This window comes from Halomonas sp. A29, from assembly GCF_046723295.1.
Lineage (GTDB): Bacteria > Pseudomonadota > Gammaproteobacteria > Pseudomonadales > Halomonadaceae > Halomonas.
This window is the reverse complement of sequence record NZ_JAXQPR010000005.1, coordinates 256,254-276,618: the sequence shown is the minus strand read 5'-3', so window position 1 is coordinate 276,618 and position 20,365 is coordinate 256,254. Positions and strand designations below refer to the sequence as shown.

The 20,365-nt window shown below is 65.1% G+C and carries 18 protein-coding genes; 9 read left to right on the top strand and 9 right to left on the bottom strand.

Features of this window, described 5'->3' with window-relative positions; translation table 11 throughout:
- The first annotated feature begins 13 nt into the window (after window positions 1–13).
- Entirely contained in the window at window positions 14–1,513 is a 1,500-nt protein-coding gene (locus SPH52_RS11685; RefSeq protein ID WP_411795195.1) for an aldehyde dehydrogenase, read from the top strand.
- 82 nt (window positions 1,514–1,595) lie between these two features.
- Here SPH52_RS11685 and SPH52_RS11680 read toward each other — a convergent pair whose 3' ends face one another.
- The 4 genes from SPH52_RS11680 to SPH52_RS11665 form a co-directional block, all read right to left on the bottom strand.
- Complete coding sequence (locus SPH52_RS11680; RefSeq protein WP_411795194.1) at window positions 1,596–1,973, bottom strand: hypothetical protein; 378 nt, start codon at window positions 1,971–1,973, stop codon at window positions 1,596–1,598.
- A gap of 80 nt (window positions 1,974–2,053) precedes the next feature.
- Window positions 2,054–3,217: an agmatine deiminase gene (gene aguA / locus SPH52_RS11675; protein ID WP_411795193.1), complete on the bottom strand. Its 1,164-nt coding sequence runs from the start codon at window positions 3,215–3,217 to the stop codon at window positions 2,054–2,056.
- A 9-nt stretch (window positions 3,218–3,226) separates the two neighbouring features.
- A complete protein-coding gene (locus tag SPH52_RS11670) occupies window positions 3,227–4,696 on the bottom strand; it encodes a Na+/H+ antiporter NhaC family protein (protein WP_411795192.1) in 1,470 nt (489 codons plus the stop codon).
- An 86-nt stretch (window positions 4,697–4,782) separates the two neighbouring features.
- Window positions 4,783–6,207 (bottom strand): aminotransferase, encoded by a 1,425-nt coding sequence (locus SPH52_RS11665; RefSeq protein ID WP_411795191.1) that lies wholly within the window; start codon window positions 6,205–6,207, stop codon window positions 4,783–4,785.
- Between the two features lie 147 nt (window positions 6,208–6,354).
- Here SPH52_RS11665 and SPH52_RS11660 point away from each other — a divergent pair, with 147 nt between their 5' ends.
- Complete coding sequence (locus SPH52_RS11660) at window positions 6,355–7,602, top strand: Zn-dependent hydrolase (protein WP_411795190.1); 1,248 nt, start codon at window positions 6,355–6,357, stop codon at window positions 7,600–7,602.
- Window positions 7,599–9,104: an aldehyde dehydrogenase gene (locus SPH52_RS11655; RefSeq protein ID WP_411795189.1), complete on the top strand. Its 1,506-nt coding sequence runs from the start codon at window positions 7,599–7,601 to the stop codon at window positions 9,102–9,104. The genes SPH52_RS11660 and SPH52_RS11655 overlap by 4 nt, the downstream gene beginning before the upstream one ends.
- Window positions 9,105–9,198: 94 nt before the next feature.
- Here the strand turns inward: SPH52_RS11655 and SPH52_RS11650 are convergent, their stop codons facing one another.
- Window positions 9,199–10,017 carry a response regulator transcription factor gene (locus SPH52_RS11650; protein WP_411795188.1) on the bottom strand — a complete coding sequence of 273 codons (819 nt, stop codon included), beginning with the start codon at window positions 10,015–10,017 and terminating at the stop codon, window positions 9,199–9,201.
- Window positions 10,018–10,219: 202 nt separating this feature from the next.
- On the opposite strand from SPH52_RS11650, the gene SPH52_RS11645 reads away from it, so the two are divergent.
- Entirely contained in the window at window positions 10,220–11,584 is a 1,365-nt protein-coding gene (locus SPH52_RS11645) for a DNA recombination protein RmuC (protein ID WP_411795187.1), read from the top strand.
- Between the two features lie 43 nt (window positions 11,585–11,627).
- Here the strand turns inward: SPH52_RS11645 and SPH52_RS11640 are convergent, their stop codons facing one another.
- The 4 genes from SPH52_RS11640 to gatC all read right to left on the bottom strand — a co-directional run bounded on the left by SPH52_RS11640 (window position 11,628) and on the right by gatC (window position 15,521).
- A complete protein-coding gene (locus tag SPH52_RS11640; protein WP_411795186.1) occupies window positions 11,628–12,179 on the bottom strand; it encodes a cupin domain-containing protein in 552 nt (183 codons plus the stop codon).
- 58 nt (window positions 12,180–12,237) lie between these two features.
- Window positions 12,238–13,692: an Asp-tRNA(Asn)/Glu-tRNA(Gln) amidotransferase subunit GatB gene (gatB, locus tag SPH52_RS11635; RefSeq protein WP_411795185.1), complete on the bottom strand. Its 1,455-nt coding sequence runs from the start codon at window positions 13,690–13,692 to the stop codon at window positions 12,238–12,240.
- Window positions 13,692–15,152, bottom strand: coding sequence for an Asp-tRNA(Asn)/Glu-tRNA(Gln) amidotransferase subunit GatA (gene gatA, locus SPH52_RS11630; protein ID WP_411795184.1), 1,461 nt, complete (start codon window positions 15,150–15,152; stop codon window positions 13,692–13,694). The genes gatB and gatA overlap by 1 nt, the downstream gene beginning before the upstream one ends.
- 81 nt (window positions 15,153–15,233) lie before the next feature.
- A complete protein-coding gene (gatC, locus tag SPH52_RS11625) occupies window positions 15,234–15,521 on the bottom strand; it encodes an Asp-tRNA(Asn)/Glu-tRNA(Gln) amidotransferase subunit GatC (protein ID WP_411795183.1) in 288 nt (95 codons plus the stop codon).
- Window positions 15,522–15,700: 179 nt separating this feature from the next.
- On the opposite strand from gatC, the gene SPH52_RS11620 reads away from it, so the two are divergent.
- The 5 genes from SPH52_RS11620 to rng all read left to right on the top strand — a co-directional run bounded on the left by SPH52_RS11620 (window position 15,701) and on the right by rng (window position 20,364).
- Window positions 15,701–16,738 (top strand): rod shape-determining protein, encoded by a 1,038-nt coding sequence (locus SPH52_RS11620; protein WP_104201758.1) that lies wholly within the window; start codon window positions 15,701–15,703, stop codon window positions 16,736–16,738.
- 131 nt (window positions 16,739–16,869) lie between these two features.
- The gene (mreC, locus tag SPH52_RS11615) at window positions 16,870–17,745 is read left to right on the top strand and encodes a rod shape-determining protein MreC (protein ID WP_411795182.1); all 876 of its coding nucleotides are present in this window, start codon (window positions 16,870–16,872) and stop codon (window positions 17,743–17,745) included.
- Window positions 17,745–18,236 carry a rod shape-determining protein MreD gene (gene mreD, locus SPH52_RS11610; protein ID WP_411795181.1) on the top strand — a complete coding sequence of 164 codons (492 nt, stop codon included), beginning with the start codon at window positions 17,745–17,747 and terminating at the stop codon, window positions 18,234–18,236. The genes mreC and mreD overlap by 1 nt, the downstream gene beginning before the upstream one ends.
- A 14-nt stretch (window positions 18,237–18,250) precedes the next feature.
- Window positions 18,251–18,847, top strand: a complete 597-nt coding sequence (locus SPH52_RS11605) for a Maf family protein (RefSeq protein ID WP_411795180.1) — start codon at window positions 18,251–18,253, stop codon at window positions 18,845–18,847.
- Between the two features lie 53 nt (window positions 18,848–18,900).
- Window positions 18,901–20,364 carry a ribonuclease G gene (gene rng, locus SPH52_RS11600; protein ID WP_411795179.1) on the top strand — a complete coding sequence of 488 codons (1,464 nt, stop codon included), beginning with the start codon at window positions 18,901–18,903 and terminating at the stop codon, window positions 20,362–20,364.
- Window position 20,365 lies beyond the last annotated feature (1 nt).

Below are 20,365 nucleotides of genomic sequence, written 5' to 3'. Positions count from 1 at the left end.
CAGGAGTCCGATCGTGAGCCAAACGCAATCCCCCCGTTCACTGGCCGACTGGCAAGCCAAGGCCGCGGAGCTCGCTTTCGAGTCGCGCGCCTTCATCGCCGACACCTTCGTCGCTGCCGAGAGCGGCGACATCTTCGAATCGCGTAACCCCGCCACCGGCGAGCTTCTGGCCCAGGTGGCCAGCTGCGACGAACCTGATGCTGCGCGTGCCGTGTCGGCGGCGCGAGAGGCCTTCGCCGGCGGCGCGTGGTCGCGCCTGGCGCCGGGCAAGCGCAAGAAAGTGCTGCTGCGCCTGGCTGATCTGATGGAGGCCAACAAGCACGAGCTGGCGCTGATCGACACCCTCGACATGGGCAAGCCGGTGTCCAGTTCGCTGGGCGACATGGCGGGCGCCATCGCCTGCATTCGCTACCAGGCCGAGTGCATCGACAAGCTCTACGGGGAAGTGGCGCCCACCGGCGAGGACTCCCTGGCACTGGTGCTGCGCGAGCCCATCGGCGTGGTGGCGGCCATCGTGCCGTGGAACTTCCCACTGATGATGACCGCCTGGAAGATCGCCCCGGCGCTGGCCGCCGGCAACAGCGTGATATTGAAGCCCTCGGAGAAATCACCGCTCTCGGCGCTGCGCCTGGCCCAGCTGGCCCAGGAGGCGGGCATCCCGCGCGGGGTGTTCCAGGTACTGCCGGGCTACGGCCACACCGTGGGCAAGGCGCTGGCGCTCTCCATGGAGGTGGACTGTCTGGCCTTCACCGGCTCCACCCAGGTGGGCAAGCAGCTGATGCAGTACGCCGGCCAGTCCAACCTCAAGCGGGTCTACCTGGAGTGCGGCGGCAAGTCTCCCAACATCGTCTTCGCCGACTGCAAGGATCTCGACCGGGTAGCGAGTCACGCCGCCGCGGCGATCTTCCACAACCAGGGCGAGGTATGCATCGCCGGATCGCGGCTGCTGGTGGAGAACACGATTCGCGAGGAGTTCGTCGAGCGCGTGTTGCAGGTGGCGGAGAACATGCAGCCAGGCGATCCGCTGGATCCGCAGAGCTTCATGGGCGCCATCGTCGACGAGACTCAGCATCGGCGTATCCTCGACTACATTCGCCAGGGCGTGGAGGAGGGCGCACGACTGCGCAGCGGTGGCAAGGCCATCGACGGCCCGGGGCTGTTCATCCCGCCCACGGTATTCGACAACGTGACGCCAGGCATGACCATCGGTCGCGAGGAGATCTTCGGCCCGGTACTGGCGGTGTTCGGCTTCGACAGCGAGGAAGAGGCCATCGCGATGGCCAACGACACGCCCTACGGCCTGGCGGCGGGGCTGTGGAGTCAGGACATCGACCGCATCATGCGCGTCACCCGGAGGCTGCAGTCGGGCCAGGTGTTCGTCAACAACTGGGCCGGAGGCGACCAGACCATGCCCTTCGGCGGGGTCAAGCAGTCGGGCAATGGCCGCGACAAGTCGCATCACAGCCTGGAGGAGTACTCCGAGCTCAAGAGCGTGTGGATTTCGCTTGCCTGACAGGCGTGCCGATGGCGACGACATGACAAGGCCGGCCCATGGGGCCGGCCTTGTCATAGTAGAGCAAGCACGAGTGACAGGCTCAGTTGCGGCCGCCGGCACCACCACCACTGCCAGCGGCACCGGCGTTGCCCATACCGCCCCCGGTAACGCCAGCAGCGGTTTCACTGCCGTGACCCGAAGCCGCGCGCCCATCACTGGCAGTCTCGCTGACCGCCTGGCCGTCGCCTTCGGTCACCGCCTCGCGGGCGCTTTCTAGGCCGAAGACAGCGGCCTCGGGGTTCTGCTCTATGGCCGCGTCGAGGTCGTCCCGTGCCTGTTCGCGGGAAACCGGCTCGCTCTCTTCCACGACGACCTCACCCACCACCTGTTCGTCCGTGGTGCCATCCTCCTGGGCAAGAACGCTCAACGGCAGGATGCCAGCCACGAAGGTCATGCCGATCAAGACTCTTGCAAACATCGTATCTTCTCCTTGGGGTCACGTTACACGCTTACCCTTCGGATTCCTGCGCTTGGCCTCTTGTCTGGACGGACCTTCCCCTAGCATGCCCCATGGACCGACGGCCGACAAGCTGGCCCCCATAGCTGCGGGACAGCACGAGGCTGTTGCTGGGTGATGCAGTGGATGTTACCGCCGCCGAGCAGGATCTCTCGGGCTGGCACGCCGATCACTCGCCTGCCAGGAAACAGTCCCTGGAGAATATCGCGGGCGTGCCCGTCGCGGGTCGGATCCAGTAGCGGCATGACCACCACCGAGTTGCCGATGTAGAAGTTGACGTAGGAGCCTGCCATGCGATCCCCGGGGCGACGCGGATGGGAGCTGCTCAGCCGGTCGATGCCGCTGGCCTCGTCCTCCTCGATAGACAGCGGACCCGGCTGGGGCAGCCTGTGCACGCGTAGTCTGCGGCCCCTGGCATCGGTGGCGGACTCCAGCACGGCCAGCGCCTCCTGGCTGATGGCGTGCTGGGGGTCGTTCTCGTCATCGCACCAGGTCAGCACCACCTCGCCGGGGGCGACGAAGCAGCACAGGTTGTCGATGTGGCCGTCGGTCTCGTCCAAGTGGCAGCCCCGCGGCAGCCAGATGACCTTGTCGATGCCCAGGGTGTCGTCCAGCACCCGCTCCATCCCGGCGCGGCTCAGATCCGGGTTGCGGTTGGGGTTGAGCAGGCACTCCTCGGTGGTCAGCAGGGTACCCTCACCATCCACGTGAATGGCGCCGCCTTCGAGTACCACCGGGACGGCGAAACGTGAAATACCGAGCATCTCGGCGATCTTGGTGCGAATGCGCCGATCCTTGTCCCAAGGGAAGTAGAGCCCGCCGTCCAGGCCTCCCCAAGCATTGAACTCCCAGTCCACGATGGCCAGACGACCGTCAGGGTGAGTCAGGAAGGTGGGTCCCACGTCACGCATCCAAGCGTCGTTGCTGGAGAGTTCCACCACCCGAATGTGGGCGGGCAACAGATGGCGGGCATTCTCGTACTGATCGTCGTTGACCCCGACGTAGACTGTCTCGCTCTCGGCGATGGCAGCGGCCACTTCGACAAAGGCTTGCTGGGCCGGCTTGGCGCCATAGCGCCAGGTGTCGGGCCGCTGGGGCCACAGCATCCAGCAGGCGTCGTGGGGGGCGAACTCCGCCGGCATGGTGAATCCCTGGGCCCGGGGGGAAGACCCAACAGTGGGAGAATCAATGAGTGGTTGGTTCATGATGATTTCTCACAGGTGGCCTGCGATCAAGAAGATTGCGGCGGCGATAGCAGCGGCGATCAGCACATAGGGAAGCTGGGTCAGGGCGTGAGCCATGGGCGTGCAGCCGGCCCCTTGTGCGGAGAGCACCGTGGAGTCGCCGTAGAAGCAGGCGTGACTGCCGAAGGCGCTGGCCGAGATCAGGGCGCCGACCACCAGCGGCATGTGGGCATCGAGGCTGGCCGCCAGCGGCAGCACGATGGGCATGGCCACGGCGAACAGACCCCAGAAGGAGGCGGTGGCGAAGGCCAGGAAGGCCATGGTGACGAAGACCACCGTCGGTAGCATTCCCGGTGTCATCAATGGCTGCACCGTGGTGATCACATAATCGGTGAGTCCCAGGGCGTCGTTGACCTCCTTGAGGGCGAAACCGGCCACCAGGGTGCCCAGCGGCATGATCATCGACTTGAAGCCTTCGAGTGCGGTGTCGAAGGTGTCGTGGAAGCTCAGCAGCCGTTGGCTGGCGATCAGTACCAGGGTCACGGCGAGCGCCACGATCACGCCGCGCAGGATGTCGATATCGTAGTACCAGGTGAAGAAAATCAGCGTGACGATGGGCAGCAGGAAGTTGAGCAGGTGCGGCCGCTTGCGTCCGTCGTCCGCCACTTCCAGGGCGCTGTCGTCGACCCCGCTCGGAATCGGCTGGCCGGCGGCGGCGCGGGCCTCGGCGGCCTTCATGGGGCCGAGATTGGGGATCCAGCCGAGGGCCACCAGGGGGACCAAGGCGGCAGCCACCCAGGCGTAGAACATGAAGGGAATCGCCTCGATGTAGAGGTTCATGCCGTTGCCGGCGATGTCGTTCTCCTCCAACAGGCCGGCGAAGAACACCGCCCAGGTGGAGAAGGGCACCAGGATGCAGATCGGCGCGGCGGTGGAGTCCACCACGTAGGCGAGCTTCTCGCGCGAAATATTGAAGCGATCAGTGATCTTCTTCATCGACGCGCTGATCGCCAGGGCGTTGAGATAGTCGTCGACGAAGATCACCAGGCCCAGCAGCCAGGTGGCCAGCAGGCTCTGGCGGCGGCTATGGATATGCTTGGTGACGGCATCGCCGAAGGTCAGTACGCCGCCGGTCTTGACCAGCAGGGCGATCAGGCTGCCGAACAGGCCGCAGACCAGGATGATCCAGGTCACGGTATCGTTGCCCAGCACCCCTAGCAGGATGTCGGAGCCCTGGGAGACCACGCTGGTGGGGTCGACCATCAGCAGGCCGACCAGGGCGCCGGCGAGCAGCGACTCGATGGTGCGTCGCGTGAGGATGGCCATGCCCAGCACCACTGCGGTGGGCAGCAGGCTGTAGATGCCATAGTCGTCGCCATCGAACAGTGCGAAGCTGCCGAGGCTGGCAATCAGCACGACACCGAGAAACAGCAGGCCACCCTTGGTGGCGCTGCCGAAGTGTTGGGGGTGGGCCGTCGGGCCCGAAGGGGAGTGTGACATGGTCGTTCACCTTTATTGTTGTACATAGCACGATGGCTGGACCCGCCGGGAAATGCCGGGTCATGCATGCGGCGGCGGCTGGCGGGTTACAGGTAACCGTCCTTGCGTAGCGATGTCGTGGTCGCGGCGAAGGCTTCGCCGAGGATCGCCACTACACGATCCACCACGTCACGATCCCAGATCAGCGGCGGCGAGATGATGTTGAGGTGGCCCACCGGGCGAATGATCAGGCCGCGCTTCTGGGCCTCGGCGGCGACCCGGTCGCCGACCCGTGCCTCTACCGGCAGCAGCTCCTTGCTGGCCTTGTCGGCGACGTTCTCGATGGCCAGCATGAAGTGGCTGCCCCTCACGTCGCCGACGGTTTCATGATGCGAGAGCGTCTTGAGCTGCCGCTCCAGGTAGGGGCCCACCTCACGCACGTTGGCGCAGATGCCCTCGCGCTCCATGATCTCGATGTTCTTGAGCGCCGCCGCGCAGCTCACTGGATGGCCGGAATAGGTGAAGCCGGTGCTCAGTACGCCGCCCTTGCGCTGGGGCGTGCCCAGCACCTCGTAGATCGCGTCGGAAATCAGGGTGGCACCCAGCGGGGCATAGCCCGACGACAGCCCCTTGGCGCAGTTGATGATGTCCGGCTGGGTATCGAACACCGCCTCGGAGGCGAAGAAATGGCCCAGGCGGCCGAAGCCGGTGACCACCTCGTCGGCGATATAGAGGATCTCGTGGGCGCGGCACACCGCCTGCATGCGGGCGTGGTAGCCTCGAGGCGCCATCAGCACGCCGCCGGCGCCCATGATCGGCTCGGCGATAAAGGCGGCGATATTGTCGGCGCCGATCTCGGCGATGCTCTCCTCCAGCTCGTCCACCAGGTGATCGCAGTACTCCGCGTCGCTCATCCCCTTTGGCCGGCGATAGAGGTTGGCTTCGCTCAGGTGGGTGACCAGATGGTCCAGGGTGTCGAAGCCCCAGTTGTTGCTCTCGATGCCGGTCAGGCTCGCTGCCAGGTAGGTGGTGCCGTGGTAGGCGTTGTTGCGCGACAGGATGCGCTTCTTGCTCGGCTTGCCCAGGCGGTTGAAATAGTAGTGCACCAGGCGAATGGTGGCGTCGTTGGCCGCCGAGCCGCCACAGCTGTAAAAGACGTGGTTGAGATGGGCCGGAGCCAGCTCGGCGAGCTTGGCGGCGAGCTCCGCCGCTGGCGCGTTGGAGAGGTTGTTGAAGGTGGAGAAGTAGGCCATGCGGGTGGCTTGCTCGGCCATGGCCTGACCGATCTCGGCGCGCCCGTGGCCGACGTTGACGCACCACAGGCCGGCAATGCCGTCGATGAAACGGTTGCCGTGGATATCCTCCACGTAGATACCGTCGCTGTCGGTGATCAGGTCGCAGCCCTTGTCGTGGAATAGGCTGAAATCGGTGAAGGGGTGGATGAAGTGGTCCCTGTCCTTCTGCCACAGCGACTGGGGGTCATAGCGCCGCATCGATTGGGCGGGGCGCGCGGAGGTCGTTGTCGTTGTCATGAGCTGGCTCCTCTCTCGGTGTCTCGGGATGATCTACACGGCCAGCCTAATCAGGGCGAGGGTGCCGCCGGTATATCCTGATTAGGGTATATCGCTGCTGCGACCTTCCCGCCTAGGGTGGCAGGGACAATCACAAGGGAGGCACCCATGACGGTTTCCATCGACGGCCAGCGGCTCTGGTCGAGCCTGATGGCCATGGCCGAGATCGGCCCCAGCCCCAACGGCGGTAGTCACCGCTTGGCATTGACCGAGGAGGACGCCGCCGGGCGTCGCCTGTTGATTGAATGGTGTCAGGCGCTGGGCTGTACGCTGCGCGTGGATCGGGTCGGCAATATGTTCCTGCGCCGCGCCGGCAAGCGCGACGATCTCGATCCGATTGGCGTTGGCAGCCATCTGGATACCCAGCCCAAGGGTGGGCGTTTCGACGGTGTGCTCGGCGTGTTGGCCGGCCTCGAGGCGTTCCGCACCCTCGACGATCACGGCATCGTCACCGAGCGGCCGCTGGAACTGGTGGTATGGACCAATGAAGAGGGCAGCCGCTTTGCCCCGGCCATGGTCGCCTCCGGTACCTATGCCGGGGCGTTCAGCTTCGAGTCGACCCTGGCGCGCCGCGACCGTGATGGCGTGACCCTGGGCGAGGCGCTCGCGGCCACCGGTTTCGCTGGCGAGATGGCGGTGGGCGAGCCTCGTCTGGCGGGCTTCCTCGAGCTGCATATCGAGCAGGGACCGGTACTGGAGGAGAGCCACGAAGCGGTTGGTGTGGTGACCGGGGTGCAGGGCATGCGCTGGTTCGACGTCACTCTGCGCGGGCAGTCCTCGCATGCCGGGCCCACCCCGATGCGCTATCGCCGCGACGCTCTGGCCGCCGCGGCGCGCCTGATCGATCGCCTGCAGGACCACGCCCTGGCGGATCCCAGCGGCGACACCAAGGTCACCTTCGGTACCCTGGAAATCGACGCGGCATCGCGCAACGTGGTTCCCGGCGAAGTGACTCTCTCCGTCGATCTTCGCCATGTCGATGAGGCTGAGCTGGACGCCCTTGAAGCGCGCTTCGAGCGTGAGCTGGCCGCTGCCGGTGAGGCCTTTGGCATCACGGCGCACAGCGAACGCATCTGGGCCTCGCCGGTGGTGAGCTTCGATAGCGGCTGCATCGACGCCGTGGAGAGAGCCGCCAAGGCCCGCGGCGTTGCTTACCGGCGCATGATGAGCGGCGCCGGCCACGACGCCGTCTATGTGGCCCGGGTCGCGCCGACTGCGATGATCTTCATTCCCTGCCGCGACGGGATCAGCCATAACGAGGCGGAGTATGCCTCCCCGGAGCATTGCGCTCTGGGAGCCCAGGTGCTCTGTGACGCCATGTTGGAACGGGCCAATACTCTGGAGGCGAGCCAATGAACGTCACGATTCCCGCCACCAAGGCTGACTGGCAGGCCCTGGCCGATACTTTGATCCCGAACCTGGAGAGCCGCGCCTTTATCGACAATACCTTCGACGCTGCCGCCAGCGGCGAGACCTTCGCCACCGTCAACCCGGCCACCGGTGAGACCCTGGCCTATGTCGCCAGTTGTGACGCTGCCGATGCCGAGCTTGCCGTGTCTTGTGCCCGGGCTGCCCACGCCCGGGGCGAGTGGGCGCGGCTGGCACCGGGGCGGCGTAAGCAGACGCTGCTCCAGCTGGCCGAGCTGATGGAGGCGCATCAACACGAACTGGCGCTGCTCGACACCCTGGACATGGGCAAGCCGATCTCCAGTTCGCTGGGCGATATCGCCGGCGCCATCGGCTGCCTGCGCTATACCGCCGAGGGCATCGACAAGGTCTACGGTGAGGTCGCCCCCACCGGAAACGATAGCCTGGGCCTGGTTCTGCGTGAGCCCTTGGGCGTGGTGGCGGCCATCGTACCGTGGAACTTCCCACTGATGATGACCGCTTGGAAGATCGCCCCAGCACTGGCCGCGGGCAACTGCGTAATTCTGAAGCCCTCGGAGAAGTCGCCACTCTCGGCGCTACGCCTGGCGAGCCTGGCCCGCGAGGCGGGCATTCCCCGCGGCGTCTTCCAGGTGCTGCCTGGCTTCGGCCACACCGTCGGCAAGGCTTTGGCGCTCTCCATGCAGGTCGATTGCCTGGCCTTCACCGGCTCCACTGCGGTAGGCAAGCAGTTGATGCAGTACGCCGGCCAGTCCAACCTCAAGCGGGTCTACCTGGAGTGTGGCGGCAAGTCTCCCAACATCGTCTTCGCCGACTGCAAGAACCTGGACCAGGTGGCGAGCCACGCCGCCGCGGCGATCTTCCACAACCAGGGCGAGGTGTGCATCGCCGGCTCGCGGCTGCTGGTGGAGAACACGATTCGCGAAGCCTTCATCGACAAGGTGGTGGAGGCTGCCAAGGACATGCAACCCGGTGATCCGCTCGACCCGCAGAGCTTCATGGGCGCCATGGTGGACGAGGCCCAATATCGTCGGGTGCTCGATTATATCGAGCAGGGGCGCGAGGAGGGCGCGCGGCTGCGTAGCGGCGGCCAGGTGCTGGAAGGCCCGGGGCTGTTCATTCCGCCGACGATATTCGACGGCGTGACCCCGGCCATGGCCATCGGTCGCGAGGAGATCTTCGGCCCGGTACTGGCGGTGTTCGGCTTCGACTGCGAGGAAGAGGCCGTGGCCATGGCCAACGACAGCGACTACGGCCTGGCGGCGGGGCTGTGGAGCCAGGACATTGATCGCATCATGCGAGTGTCGCGCAAGCTCCATTCCGGCCAGGTATTCGTCAACAACTGGGCGGGCCCCGACATGACGGTGCCCTTCGGCGGCGTCAAGCAGTCCGGCAATGGCCGCGACAAATCCCTGCACGCCCTGACGGAGTACACTGAGCTGAAGACTGTGTGGATGGCGCTAGCGCCCTGACGACGCATCCGAGGTCAACGCTTACGCATGAATTCAATCGCGCTGTCTTGCCGACTCCTTCTCGTCTCTGGGGTCGGCCTTACTACCCTATTCCTTACCCAGCCCGCTGTCTCGATACCAAGGCCACATGGTCGAGGAACTGCCGGAACAGTTGCGACTGGCTGGAAACCTCGAGCCGCTGGTAGATGTGCTTGCGATGCACCTTGACCGTGCCGTCGCTGATATCGAGCTCTCGGGCGGCCGATTTCGTCGAGTGGCCGGCCAGCAGTAGCCGCACGATCTCCTGCTCGCGTGCGGTCAGCACGCCGGCGCCGAAGCTGGCAAAGGCCGCTTCCACCGGCTCCTGTTCGGCCAGGCGCTGCTGGAACTGGCTTCCCTGCCATTTCCAGTACTCGACGAGCAGGGCTTCCACTATCGGCGAGAGGTGGCGCAGGGCCTGCAGGGTGCGGCGGGTCAGTGGCGGCGACTTGACGACGAAGCCGAGCGATACGGCAATCACGACATCCTCCTCGACTCGGCAGAAGAGACCCACTTCGTCCTGCAGGCCCAAGGCACGATAGTAGTGGGCGTAGTAATCGCTGGCCTCGAAGCGGTCCGGGGCCAGCTCACGCAGGCGATGGGCACCGTGATCGAGGCCGTCGCTCACGGCGGCAAAGAACGGGTCGAGCAGATACGCCTCGCTCAGGTAACGCTCGATGCCCTGCTCGCGACGATGCGGGGGGTAATCGTCATGGATCAATAGCGGTCGACGGCGTCCACGGTAGGCATTGATCAGTACCGTTTCGTGACCGACAAGTTCACGCAGGCAATGGTCGAGCCTACCAGGGAAGTCGGCCGCTCCCGCAGCGCGCTGCAGGCGAGCCAACTGCTGATGCCAGGTGAGGCTTTCGGGACGGGCAAGGAAGTCGAGCATGTCGGCATCGGGTCGGGAAATAGGGATTCCAACATATCATGTCCCAGCGTTAGCGCCCGTGTGCCGTCTCATCGGAATGCAGAGGACAGCGGCGTGACGAGCTGGAATCACATCAGGAGGTTTATCCGTAAGCCGTGACAAGCCGGCCCATTTTGAGGAGACTCTGGCTCGATCCCTTCATGCAGCCGTTGGAGTCCTCCTCTTGACCGATCTTTTGACGCTGCTGGCAGCTCTTCCCTTGGGATACGCCATGGCGCTCGCTGCGCTCCTGGCGTTCCTGTTCGCCTTCGGCTTGGCCGGCCTGCTCGCCGCCCGCCGCCAGCGCGCCGATACGCAGCATCATGAAGCGGCACTGGCGGAGCTACGTGAGCGACTCGCCGAACGCGAACGACGCCTCGATGAACTGCAGCGCACGCTTGGCGAGGTGCAGGTGCGCGAGGCGCGCCTGGCCACGACCCTGGAGCAGAAGCAGCAGCACTTCGACGCTCAACTGGCTCTGCTGGGCGACAGTCGCGACCAGCTCAAGCAGGAGTTCGAGAACCTCGCCAACGAGATCCTCGAACGCAAGGGGCGCACCTTCTCCGAGCTCTCCCAGCAGCGCATCAGCGGCCTGCTGCAGCCTATCCAGGCCGAGATGAAGGGCTTTCGCGAGAAGGTCGAGACGATTCACCGCCACGACACCGAGCAGCGCGCCGGGTTGCGCGCCGAGCTCAGGCACCTGCAGGCGCTCAACCGCGAGATCACCGACCAGGCCGAACGCCTGACCCAGGCGCTGCAGGGCCAGAAGAAGGTCCAGGGCAACTGGGGTGAGCTGATGCTTGAGAACGTACTCGAGGGCTCAGGACTGCGCCCGGGCAAGGACTACCAGCGCGAGGTGAGCTTCAACACCGCCGAGGGACGCCGGCGCCCCGATGCGCTGGTCTACCTACCCCAGGGACGCCACCTGGTGATCGATGCCAAGACCTCGCTCGCCGCCTACGTACGCTACGTCAATGCCGAGGACGAACGTGAGCGCGAGCTGGCCCTGGCGGCCCACGCCACGGCGGTGAGCGATCGCATCAACGAGCTTGCCGACAAGCACTACTACGACCTGCCGGGGCTCAACTCGCCAGACGTGGTAATCATGTTCGTGCCGGTGGAGTCGGCCTACGTCGAGGCGCTAAAGTACGACGAGACGCTCTATCAGCGCGCCATCGAGCACAACGTGCTGGTGGCCACCCCCACCACGCTGCTGACCAGTCTCAACATCGTGCGCCAGCTTTGGCGCTTCGAGGACCAGAGCCGCCACAGCGCGGAGCTGGCCAACCGCGCAGAGAAGTTCTACAACAAGCTACGGCTGTTCCTGGAGAGCATGCAGGAAGTGCAGGCCCGGCTCGACGGCGCGCGCGACAGCTACGACCGCGCCATGGGGCAACTGGTCAATGGCCGCGGCAACCTGATCAAGCAGGCTGCCGAGTTCCAGGAGCTGGGCGTGGCGGTGAAGAAAGAGCTACCCGCAGAGCTGGTCGAGCGGGCCGGGCTGGAGCTGGAGGCCGAGCGCCCCGTGCCTGGTGCGGGGAACGCATAGCGCTATCGGCCATTAGGAGTGGCGATTCGACTTGGAAACTGGTCTAGAACGTTCGCGCCGGCGTACAGCAGCTCACCAGACGGCAGGGCGTCTTGCCGGGGTTGCGAAAGCGGTGGGGCACGTTGGTATCGAAGTAATAAGCTTCACCGGGGCCGAGTACGCGGGTTTCGGCGCCAATGGTGATTTCGATCTCGCCTTCGAGTACCACGCCGGCTTCCTCACCTTGGTGGGCGATCATCTCGCGACCGGTGTCGGCGCCAGCAGGGTAGGTCTCGATCATGAAGGCCAGCGCACGGCTGGTACGATTGGCGCCCACCAGCTTGTAGATGACCTCGCCGCTGCCCACGTCGGCAAGCTCGTCGGCCGAGTAGAAGACCTGGTCGCGGCTCTCCATGTCCAGGGTGAAGAAATCGCCAACGCTGATGGGGATAGCGTCGAGGATCTTCTTCAATGAGCTGACCGAGGGGCTGACCTTGCCCTGTTCGATCAGCGACAGACTGGAGTGGGTGACACCGCAGCGCTTGGCCAGCTCGCGCTGGGAGATGCCTCGCAGGGTGCGCAGGGCACGCAGGCGTATGCCTACATCGTCCGACATGCCGGTTTCCTCGTCGTGGGAAGCCGGCGCTGTCGCTGACGCGACAGCGCCTTGTGACCTAGCAGAGCGCGTCCAGTTTTTCCTTCAGCAACTGATTGACCTGCTGAGGATTGGCGGTGCCGCGTGAGGCTTTCATCACCTGGCCGACGAAGTAGCCGATCATCTTGCCGCGCTTGTCCGGCTCGGCATCGCGGTACTGTGCCACCTGGGCCGGGCTGTCGCTGATCACCTGATCGATCATTGCCTCAATGGCGCCGGTGTCGGTGACCTGCTTGAGGCCCTGGGCCTCGATGATGGCGTCGGCACTCGCGCCCTGACCGTTCCACAGCGCCTGGAACACCTGTTTGGCGGCCTTGCCGTTGATGGTGTCGTCGATCACTCGGGCCACCAGCTCGCCGAGCTGGCGTGCCGAGACAGGGCTGTTGTCGATCGACAGGTTCTCACGGTTCAAGGCGCCGGAAAGTTCGCCCTGCACCCAGTTGGCGGCCTGCTTGGCATCGCCGCAGACATCCTTGACCTCTTCGAAGTAGTCGGCCATCTCGCGGGTGGCGGAGAGCACGCTGGCATCATAGGCGGAGAGCCCCAGCTCGTTCTCGAAACGGGTGCGCTTGTCGGCAGGCAGCTCCGGCAGATTGTCGCGCAGGTGATCGATATAGGCCTTGTCGAGTACTACCGGCAGCAGGTCGGGGCAGGGGAAGTAACGATAGTCGTTGGCCTCCTCCTTGGTGCGCATGCTGCGGGTCTCGTCGCGCTCGGGGTCGAACAGCCGTGTCTCCTGCACCACCTTGCCGCCCTCCTCGAGCAGCTCGATCTGGCGCTCCACCTCATAGGCGATGGCACGCTCGACGAAGCGGAAGGAGTTGACGTTCTTGATCTCGGCGCGGGTGCCGAGAGTCTCCTGGCCCATGGGGCGTACCGAGACGTTGACGTCGCAGCGCATCGAGCCTTCGGCCATGTTGCCGTCGGAGATGCCGAGGTAGGTGACGATGGAGTGGATCGCCTTGAGGTAGGCGGCGGCCTCTTTCGCCGAGCGCATGTCGGGCTCGGAGACGATCTCCAGCAACGGCGTGCCGGCACGGTTGAGATCGACCCCGGTCATGCCGTGGAAATCCTCGTGCAGCGACTTGCCGGCGTCTTCTTCCAGATGGGCGTGATGTACCCGAATCGTCTTGGTGGAGCCATCCTCCAGCGTGATCTCGACCTCACCGGCGCCGACGATGGGCTGATACATCTGGCTGGTCTGGTAGCCCTTGGGCAGGTCGGGGTAAAAGTAGTTCTTGCGATCGAACACCGAGACCTCGGGGATCTCGGCATGGATCGCCAGGCCGAACTTCACCGCCATGGCTACGGCGGCCTCGTTGAGTACCGGCAGCACGCCGGGCAGGCCCAGGTCGACGGCACAGGCCTGGGTGTTGGGCTCGGCGCCGAAGGCGGTGGATGCGCCGGAGAAGATCTTCGAGCGAGTGGCGAGCTGGACGTGCACCTCCAGCCCGATCACGGTTTCCCATTGCATCAGGCGTTCTCCTCGGCGAAGACAGGACGTTGACGATGCCAGTCGGTGGCCTGCTGGAACTGGTGGGCGACGTTGAGCAGGCGTGCCTCGGTGAAATGGCTGCCCAGTATCTGCAACCCGATCGGGCGGCTGCCCGCGAAGCCGGCCGGTACGCTCATGCCGGGGATGCCTGCCAGGTTGACCGCGATGGTGTAGATGTCCTGCAGGTACATCGATACCGGGTCCTTGTTGGCGCCGAGATCGAAGGCCGGCGTGGGCGAGGCCGGCCCCATCAGTACGTCGACCTCTTCGAAGGCATCGAGGAAGTCCTGGCGAATCAGGCGGCGCACCTGCTGGGCCTTCTTGTAGTAGGCGTCGAAGAAGCCTTCGGAGAGCGTGTGGGTGCCGATCAGAATGCGGCGCTTGACCTCATCGCCGAAGCCCTCGGCGCGGCTACGCTTGTAGAGGTCGATCAGGTCGGTCGGGTTGTCGCAGCGGTGGCCGAAACGCACGCCGTCAAAGCGTGACAGGTTCGACGAGGCCTCTGCCGGGGCGATGACGTAGTAGGCCGGAATCGCGTAGTGGGTATGCGGCAGGCTCACCTCGCGCACGCTGGCGCCAAGCGACTCGAATACCTTGATGGCGTCACGCACGGCGGCCTCGACCTGCGGGTCCAGGCCGTCACCGAAATACTCGCTGGGCAGGCCGATCTTGAGCCCGGAGAGCGAAGTGTCCAGCTCCTCGGTGTAGTCGGGTACGCCGCGCTGCACGCAGGTGGAGTCACGCAGGTCGTGGCCGGCCATGGCATTGAGCAGCAGGGCACAATCGGTGGCCGAGCGGGCCATGGGACCGGCCTGGTCGAGGCTAGAGGCGTAGGCGATCATTCCGTAGCGCGACACCCGCCCGTAGGTCGGCTTGAGTCCGGTGATACCGCAGAAGGCGGCAGGCTGGCGAATCGAGCCGCCGGTGTCGGTGCCGATGGCGGCCGGGACCAAGCCGGCGGCGACCGCCGCGGCACTGCCGCCCGAGGAGCCGCCAGGCACGGCGGAGAGGTCCCAGGGGTTCTTGACCGGGCCGTAGTGGCTGTTCTCGTTGGAGGAGCCCATGGCGAACTCATCCATATTGGTCTTGCCCAGGCTCACGCTGCCGGCGGCCTTGAGCTTCTCGACCACGGTGGCATCGTAGGGCGCGATGAAATTGTCGAGCATCTTCGAACCGGCGGTGGTCTTCACGTCACGGGTGCAGAAGATGTCCTTCAGCGCCAGGGGCAGGCCGGTGAGGGCGCCGGCCTTGCCCGCGGCGCGGGCGGCGTCGGCGGCATCGGCGGCAGCCAGGGCCTGGTCGTAGGTGACGGTGACGAAGCTGTTCAGCTGGCCATCGAGGCGGTCGATGCGGCCCAGCAGATGCTGAGTCAATTCGCGGCTGGAAAACTCGCCGGTTTCGAGCGAACGGGTCAGTTCGGCAAGGGTCTTGTCATGCATGCGGCATGGCTCCATGAAAGCGTGCCGTTGTAGTAAAGCGGATCCTGCGGTGGCTGATGGCCCCAGGGCGCTGGCCAGGGCTCACTCGACGACGCGGGGAACCAGATAGAGGCCATCTTCCACGGCCGGGGCGCAGCGCTGGAAGCGGCTGCGCTGATCGCCCTCAGTGACTTCGTCGGCGCGCAGGCGCTGGGTGACATCGAGGGGGTGGGCCAGCGGCGCGACTCCCTCGGTGTCGAGCGCCTGGAGCATGTCGACCATCTCGAGGATGCGGCCGAGGTCGTCCACGTAGCGGGCGGCTTCGTCGTCGGTCAGGCCGAGGCGGGCCAGGTGGGCGGCCCGCTGCACGTCTGCGTGTTCAAGCGCCATTAGCTGAGTGTCCTCGCACGGAATGAAGTGTTATGCACAGCGGGAAAAGGTACCATATCCGACGCGTGGCGGGCACTCTTCTCGCACCCATGGCGGCGCCATGCCGCTTGCTGCATGGGGGCCGCGATGATACCGTTTGCCTCCGCACTGGTCCCGGTCTGCACTAGGTAACGACGTCCATGTTCAAACGCTTGAGGGGGCTGTTCTCCAGCGATCTTTCCATCGATCTGGGTACGGCCAATACACTGATTTACGTTCGCGGTCGCGGTATCGTGCTCGATGAACCGTCGGTAGTCGCCATTCGCCAATCCGGCAATATGCGCAGCGTGGCCGCGGTTGGCGCCGATGCCAAGCGCATGCTGGGTCGAACGCCGGGCAACATTACCGCCATCCGCCCGATGAAGGATGGCGTGATTGCCGACTTCACCGTTACCGAGCAGATGCTGCAGCACTTCATCCGCAAGGTTCACCAGAGCACCTTCCTGACGCCGAGTCCACGGGTGCTGGTCTGCGTGCCCTGCATGTCGACCCAGGTCGAGCGCCGGGCGATCAAGGAGTCCGCCGAGGGCGCCGGTGCCCGCGAGGTGTTCCTGATCGAGGAACCCATGGCTGCCGCCATCGGTGCCGGGCTGCCGGTAGATGACGCCCAGGGCTCGATGGTGGTGGATATCGGTGGTGGTACCACCGAGATCGCCATCATCTCGCTCAACGGGGTGGTCTACTCCGAATCGATCCGTGTGGGTGGTGACCGCTTCGACGAAGCCATCTCTGCCTACGTGCGCCGCCACTACGGCAGCCTGATCGGCGAAGCCACTGCCGAGCGCATCAAAGAAGAGATCGGCTGCGCCTATCCGGGTGGGGAGCTGCGCGAGATCGACGTGCGCGGGCGCAACCTGGCCGAGGGCATTCCGCGCAGTTTCACCCTGAATTCCCACGAGATACTCGATGCGCTTCAGGAGACGCTCTCCTCGATCGTAGCCGCGGTCAAGAGTGCGCTGGAACAATCGCCGCCGGAGCTGGCATCGGATATCGCCGAGCGCGGGCTGGTGCTGACCGGTGGCGGCGCCTTGCTGCGCGATCTCGACAAGCTGATTGCCGAGGAGACCGGGCTGCCGGTCATCGTCGCCGAGGATCCGCTGACCTGTGTGGCGCGCGGGGGCGGCAAGGCGCTCGAGATGATCGACCGCCACACCTTCGAGCTGCTCTCGAGCGACTGACGTTGGCACAAGGCCGCTTGCCAGTGCGAATCAAGGTATGAACAAGCGCGGCCAACTGGCTTGCTGCGCCCGGTGCGGGGGGAACGTCTATTAAACCGCTGTTCTCGCACGGTTCTGTGCCCGGCTACCGCATGCTGATATGTGCGGTGGCCGCTTCCGCTCTGATGTTCGTCGATCACCGCTTTACCCGCATGGAAGAGGTGCGTGCACAGCTCACCACTGTCGTTGCGCCGATACAGTGGCTGGTTGCCATGCCTAGCGACGTGCTGGCCTGGGGGTCGCTGGCGCTCTCCGACCAGCGTGCCCTGGTGGAGGAGAATCGCCGCCTGCGCGAGCAGATCCTGCACCTGTCGCATCGGGTACAGCACATGTCGAGCCTGACGGCGGAAAACGTACGGCTGCGCGAACTGCTCGGTGCCGCTGCACGTCTCGATGCCCCGTACATCACCGCCGAGCTGCTCTCCCTGGATGCCGACCCGTTCACTCATCAGATGGTGATCGACCGTGGGCGTCGCAATGGCGTCTTCGTGGGGCAGCCGGTGCTGGATGCTTCGGGCCTGGTGGGGCAGGTGACGGCCGTTTCGGCCTATTCCAGCCGGGTGCTGATGGTGGCGGACGCCAGCCATGCGTTGCCGGTTCAGATCAATCGCAACGGGCTTCGCTTCGTGCTTCAGGGCAGCGGCCAGTACGACTCCCTGCGCGTCGTGCACGTTCCCGATACGGCCGACATCCGCGAAGGAGACCTGCTGGTGACTTCCGGTCTGGCGGACCGCTTCCCGGCAGGCTACCCGGTGGCCAGGGTGACCGAGGTGGTGCACGACCCGGGGCAGCCCTTCGCCCGGGTATCGGCCGAGCCCGTGGCGCGCCTGCAGCGTTCGCGCCACTTCCTGCTGGTCTTCCCGCCCGATCCGGCGCCGGTCCCCGACGACGAGATGTGGGATCGCGAGCTGCCCGATGAGGCTGATGTCGATGCCGCGCTGGTATCCGCTGAAGAGGAGTCGGACTGATGCCGAGCGCACCGCGAACGCCGCTGCCTTGGGTGTGGCTCACGCTGCTGCTGGCATTGAGCCTGCAGGTGATGCCCCTGGCCGAAGGCTGGCAGATCTGGCGCCCCGACTGGTTGGGGCTGATGCTGATCTACTGGTGCATGGCTGCCCCCGAGCGAGTGGGGGTCTTCCATGGCTTCGTGCTCGGCATCCTGCTCGATCTCATCGAGGGGGCGCCGCTGGGCCAGAATGCGCTGACGCTATCGCTACTGGCCTTTCTTGCGGCGCTGGTTTATCCCCGTTTTCGCACCTATTCCCTCGTGCAACAGGCGCTGTTGATCCTGGTGCTGCTGGGGTTGGTGCAGCTCGTCGAGCAGTGGCTGCGCACGCTGTTCGGTCCCTTCTCGATGCACCTCGCCTTTTTGCTGCCTTCGCTGATCGGAGCGGTGCTGTGGCCTTGGCTGGTCACCATGTTCCAGGCTTTCGAGCGCCGCTTGGCAAGTCACGATTGAATGGAGCGGCGGCTATGATCGAGACATCAACCTCTGCCATGCTATGCCTGGCGTCGGCCTCGCCGCGGCGACGCGAACTGTTGGCCAGTATCGGCGTAGTCGTGGAGGTCCGGTCGGTCGATGTCGATGAGACGCCTCTCCATGGCGAGAGCCCGGAAGCCTATGTCGTGCGTCTGGCTCGGGAAAAAGCTGTCGCGGGGTCGCGCCATTGCGTGCTGCCGACGCTGGGGTCGGATACCGCCGTGGTGTGCGATGGCCGGATCCTTGGCAAACCTGCCGACAAGATCGAGGCCGCAGACATGCTGCGCCTGCTGTCGGGCCGCGACCACGAGGTGCTCACCGCCGTGGCCGTGACGGGCCCTGTCGGGCTGCTCGAAGTGTGCGTGGCCACGCGGGTCACCATGCGCCAGATCGGCGAGGAGGAGATGACGGCCTATTGGGCCACCGGCGAGCCGAGCGACAAGGCGGGCGGCTATGCCATACAGGGATTGGCGGCGATCTTCGTCGAGCGCATCGAGGGCAGTCACTCGGCGGTGGTCGGGCTGCCGCTGTTCGAGACGGCTCAGCTGCTCGCACGCCAGGGCGTGCCGATCTGGAATGGTGCTGTCTAGCCGCATCACTATGTCATAATGCGGCGAAGACTGAATTGGACAAGGACTTCCGCATGAGCGGCGAAGTACTGATCAACCTGACGCCCATGGAAACCCGCGTGGCGGTGGTGGAAAACGGCGTGCTGCAGGAAGCGCTGATCGAGCGTACGCGTCGGCGTGGCATCGTCGGCAACATCTACAAGGGTCGCGTGGTTCGGGTGCTTCCCGGTATGCAGGCGGCCTTCGTCGACATCGGTCTCGACCGCGCGGCCTTCATCCATGCCCATGAAGTCATGCCTCCCGGCACCCCGCCGGAGGAGCAGGCTTCCATCGGCCAACTGCTCCACGAGGGGCAAGCCCTGGTCGTGCAGGTCACCAAGGATCCTATCGGGTCCAAGGGCGCGCGCCTGACTACCCACCTGTCCGTGCCGTCACGCTACCTGGTCTACATGCCTGACTCCCCTCATCATGGCGTTTCCCAGCGCATCGAGGACGAGCGTGAGCGCGAGCGTCTGCGCGAGCTGCTCGAACTTTGCCAGGGCGAGCAGGAGATCGAGATCACCGGTGGCTTCATCGTGCGCACGGCGGCCGAGAACGTGGGCAAGGAGGAACTCTTTGCCGACATGCACTTCCTGCTGCGGCTGTGGCGCAAGGTCAGCGAGCGCAAGGTGACCGCTCCGGCACCCAGCGTGATCTACGACGACCTGCCGCTGTTCATCCGTACCCTGCGCGACCTGATGCGCGACGAGATCGAGAAGGTACGCATCGACTCGCGGGAGAACTACGTCAAGCTGCTGGAGTTCGCCGAGGAGTTCATGCCCGACTCGGCGGCGCGTATCGAGTACTACCCCGGGGAACGGCCGATCTTCGATCTCTACAGCGTTGAGGACGAGATCCAGAAGGCGCTTGGGCGCAAGGTGCAGTTGAAGTCCGGCGGCTATCTGGTCATCGACCCCACCGAGGCGATGACCACCATCGACGTCAATACCGGCGGCTATGTGGGGCATCGCAATCTCGAGGAAACCATCTTCAAGACCAACCTCGAGGCGGCCAATGCCATCGCCCGCCAACTGCGCCTGCGCAACCTGGGCGGCATCGTCATCATCGACTTCATCGACATGGAGGATCCGGAGCACCAGCGTCAGGTGCTGCGAGTCCTCGAAAAGGCGCTGGAGCGCGATCATGCCAAGACCAAGTGTACCGGTGTCACCGAGCTAGGGCTGGTGCAGTTGACCCGCAAGCGGACCCGCGAAAGCCTTGAGCAGACCCTGTGCGAGTCGTGCCCTACCTGCGGAGGTCGCGGCACACTGAAAACCGCCGAGACGGTGTGCTACGAGATCTTTCGGGAAATCCTGCGCGAGGAGCGCGCATACAGCGCCGAGACCTACATGGTGCTTGCCTCTCAGCCAGTGGTGGATCGGCTGCTCGATGAGGAGTCAGCGGCAGTCGCCGATCTGGAGGCGTTCATCGGCAAGACCATTCGCTTCCAGGTCGAGGGGCATTACTCCCAGGAGCAGTACGACATCGTGCTGATGTGAG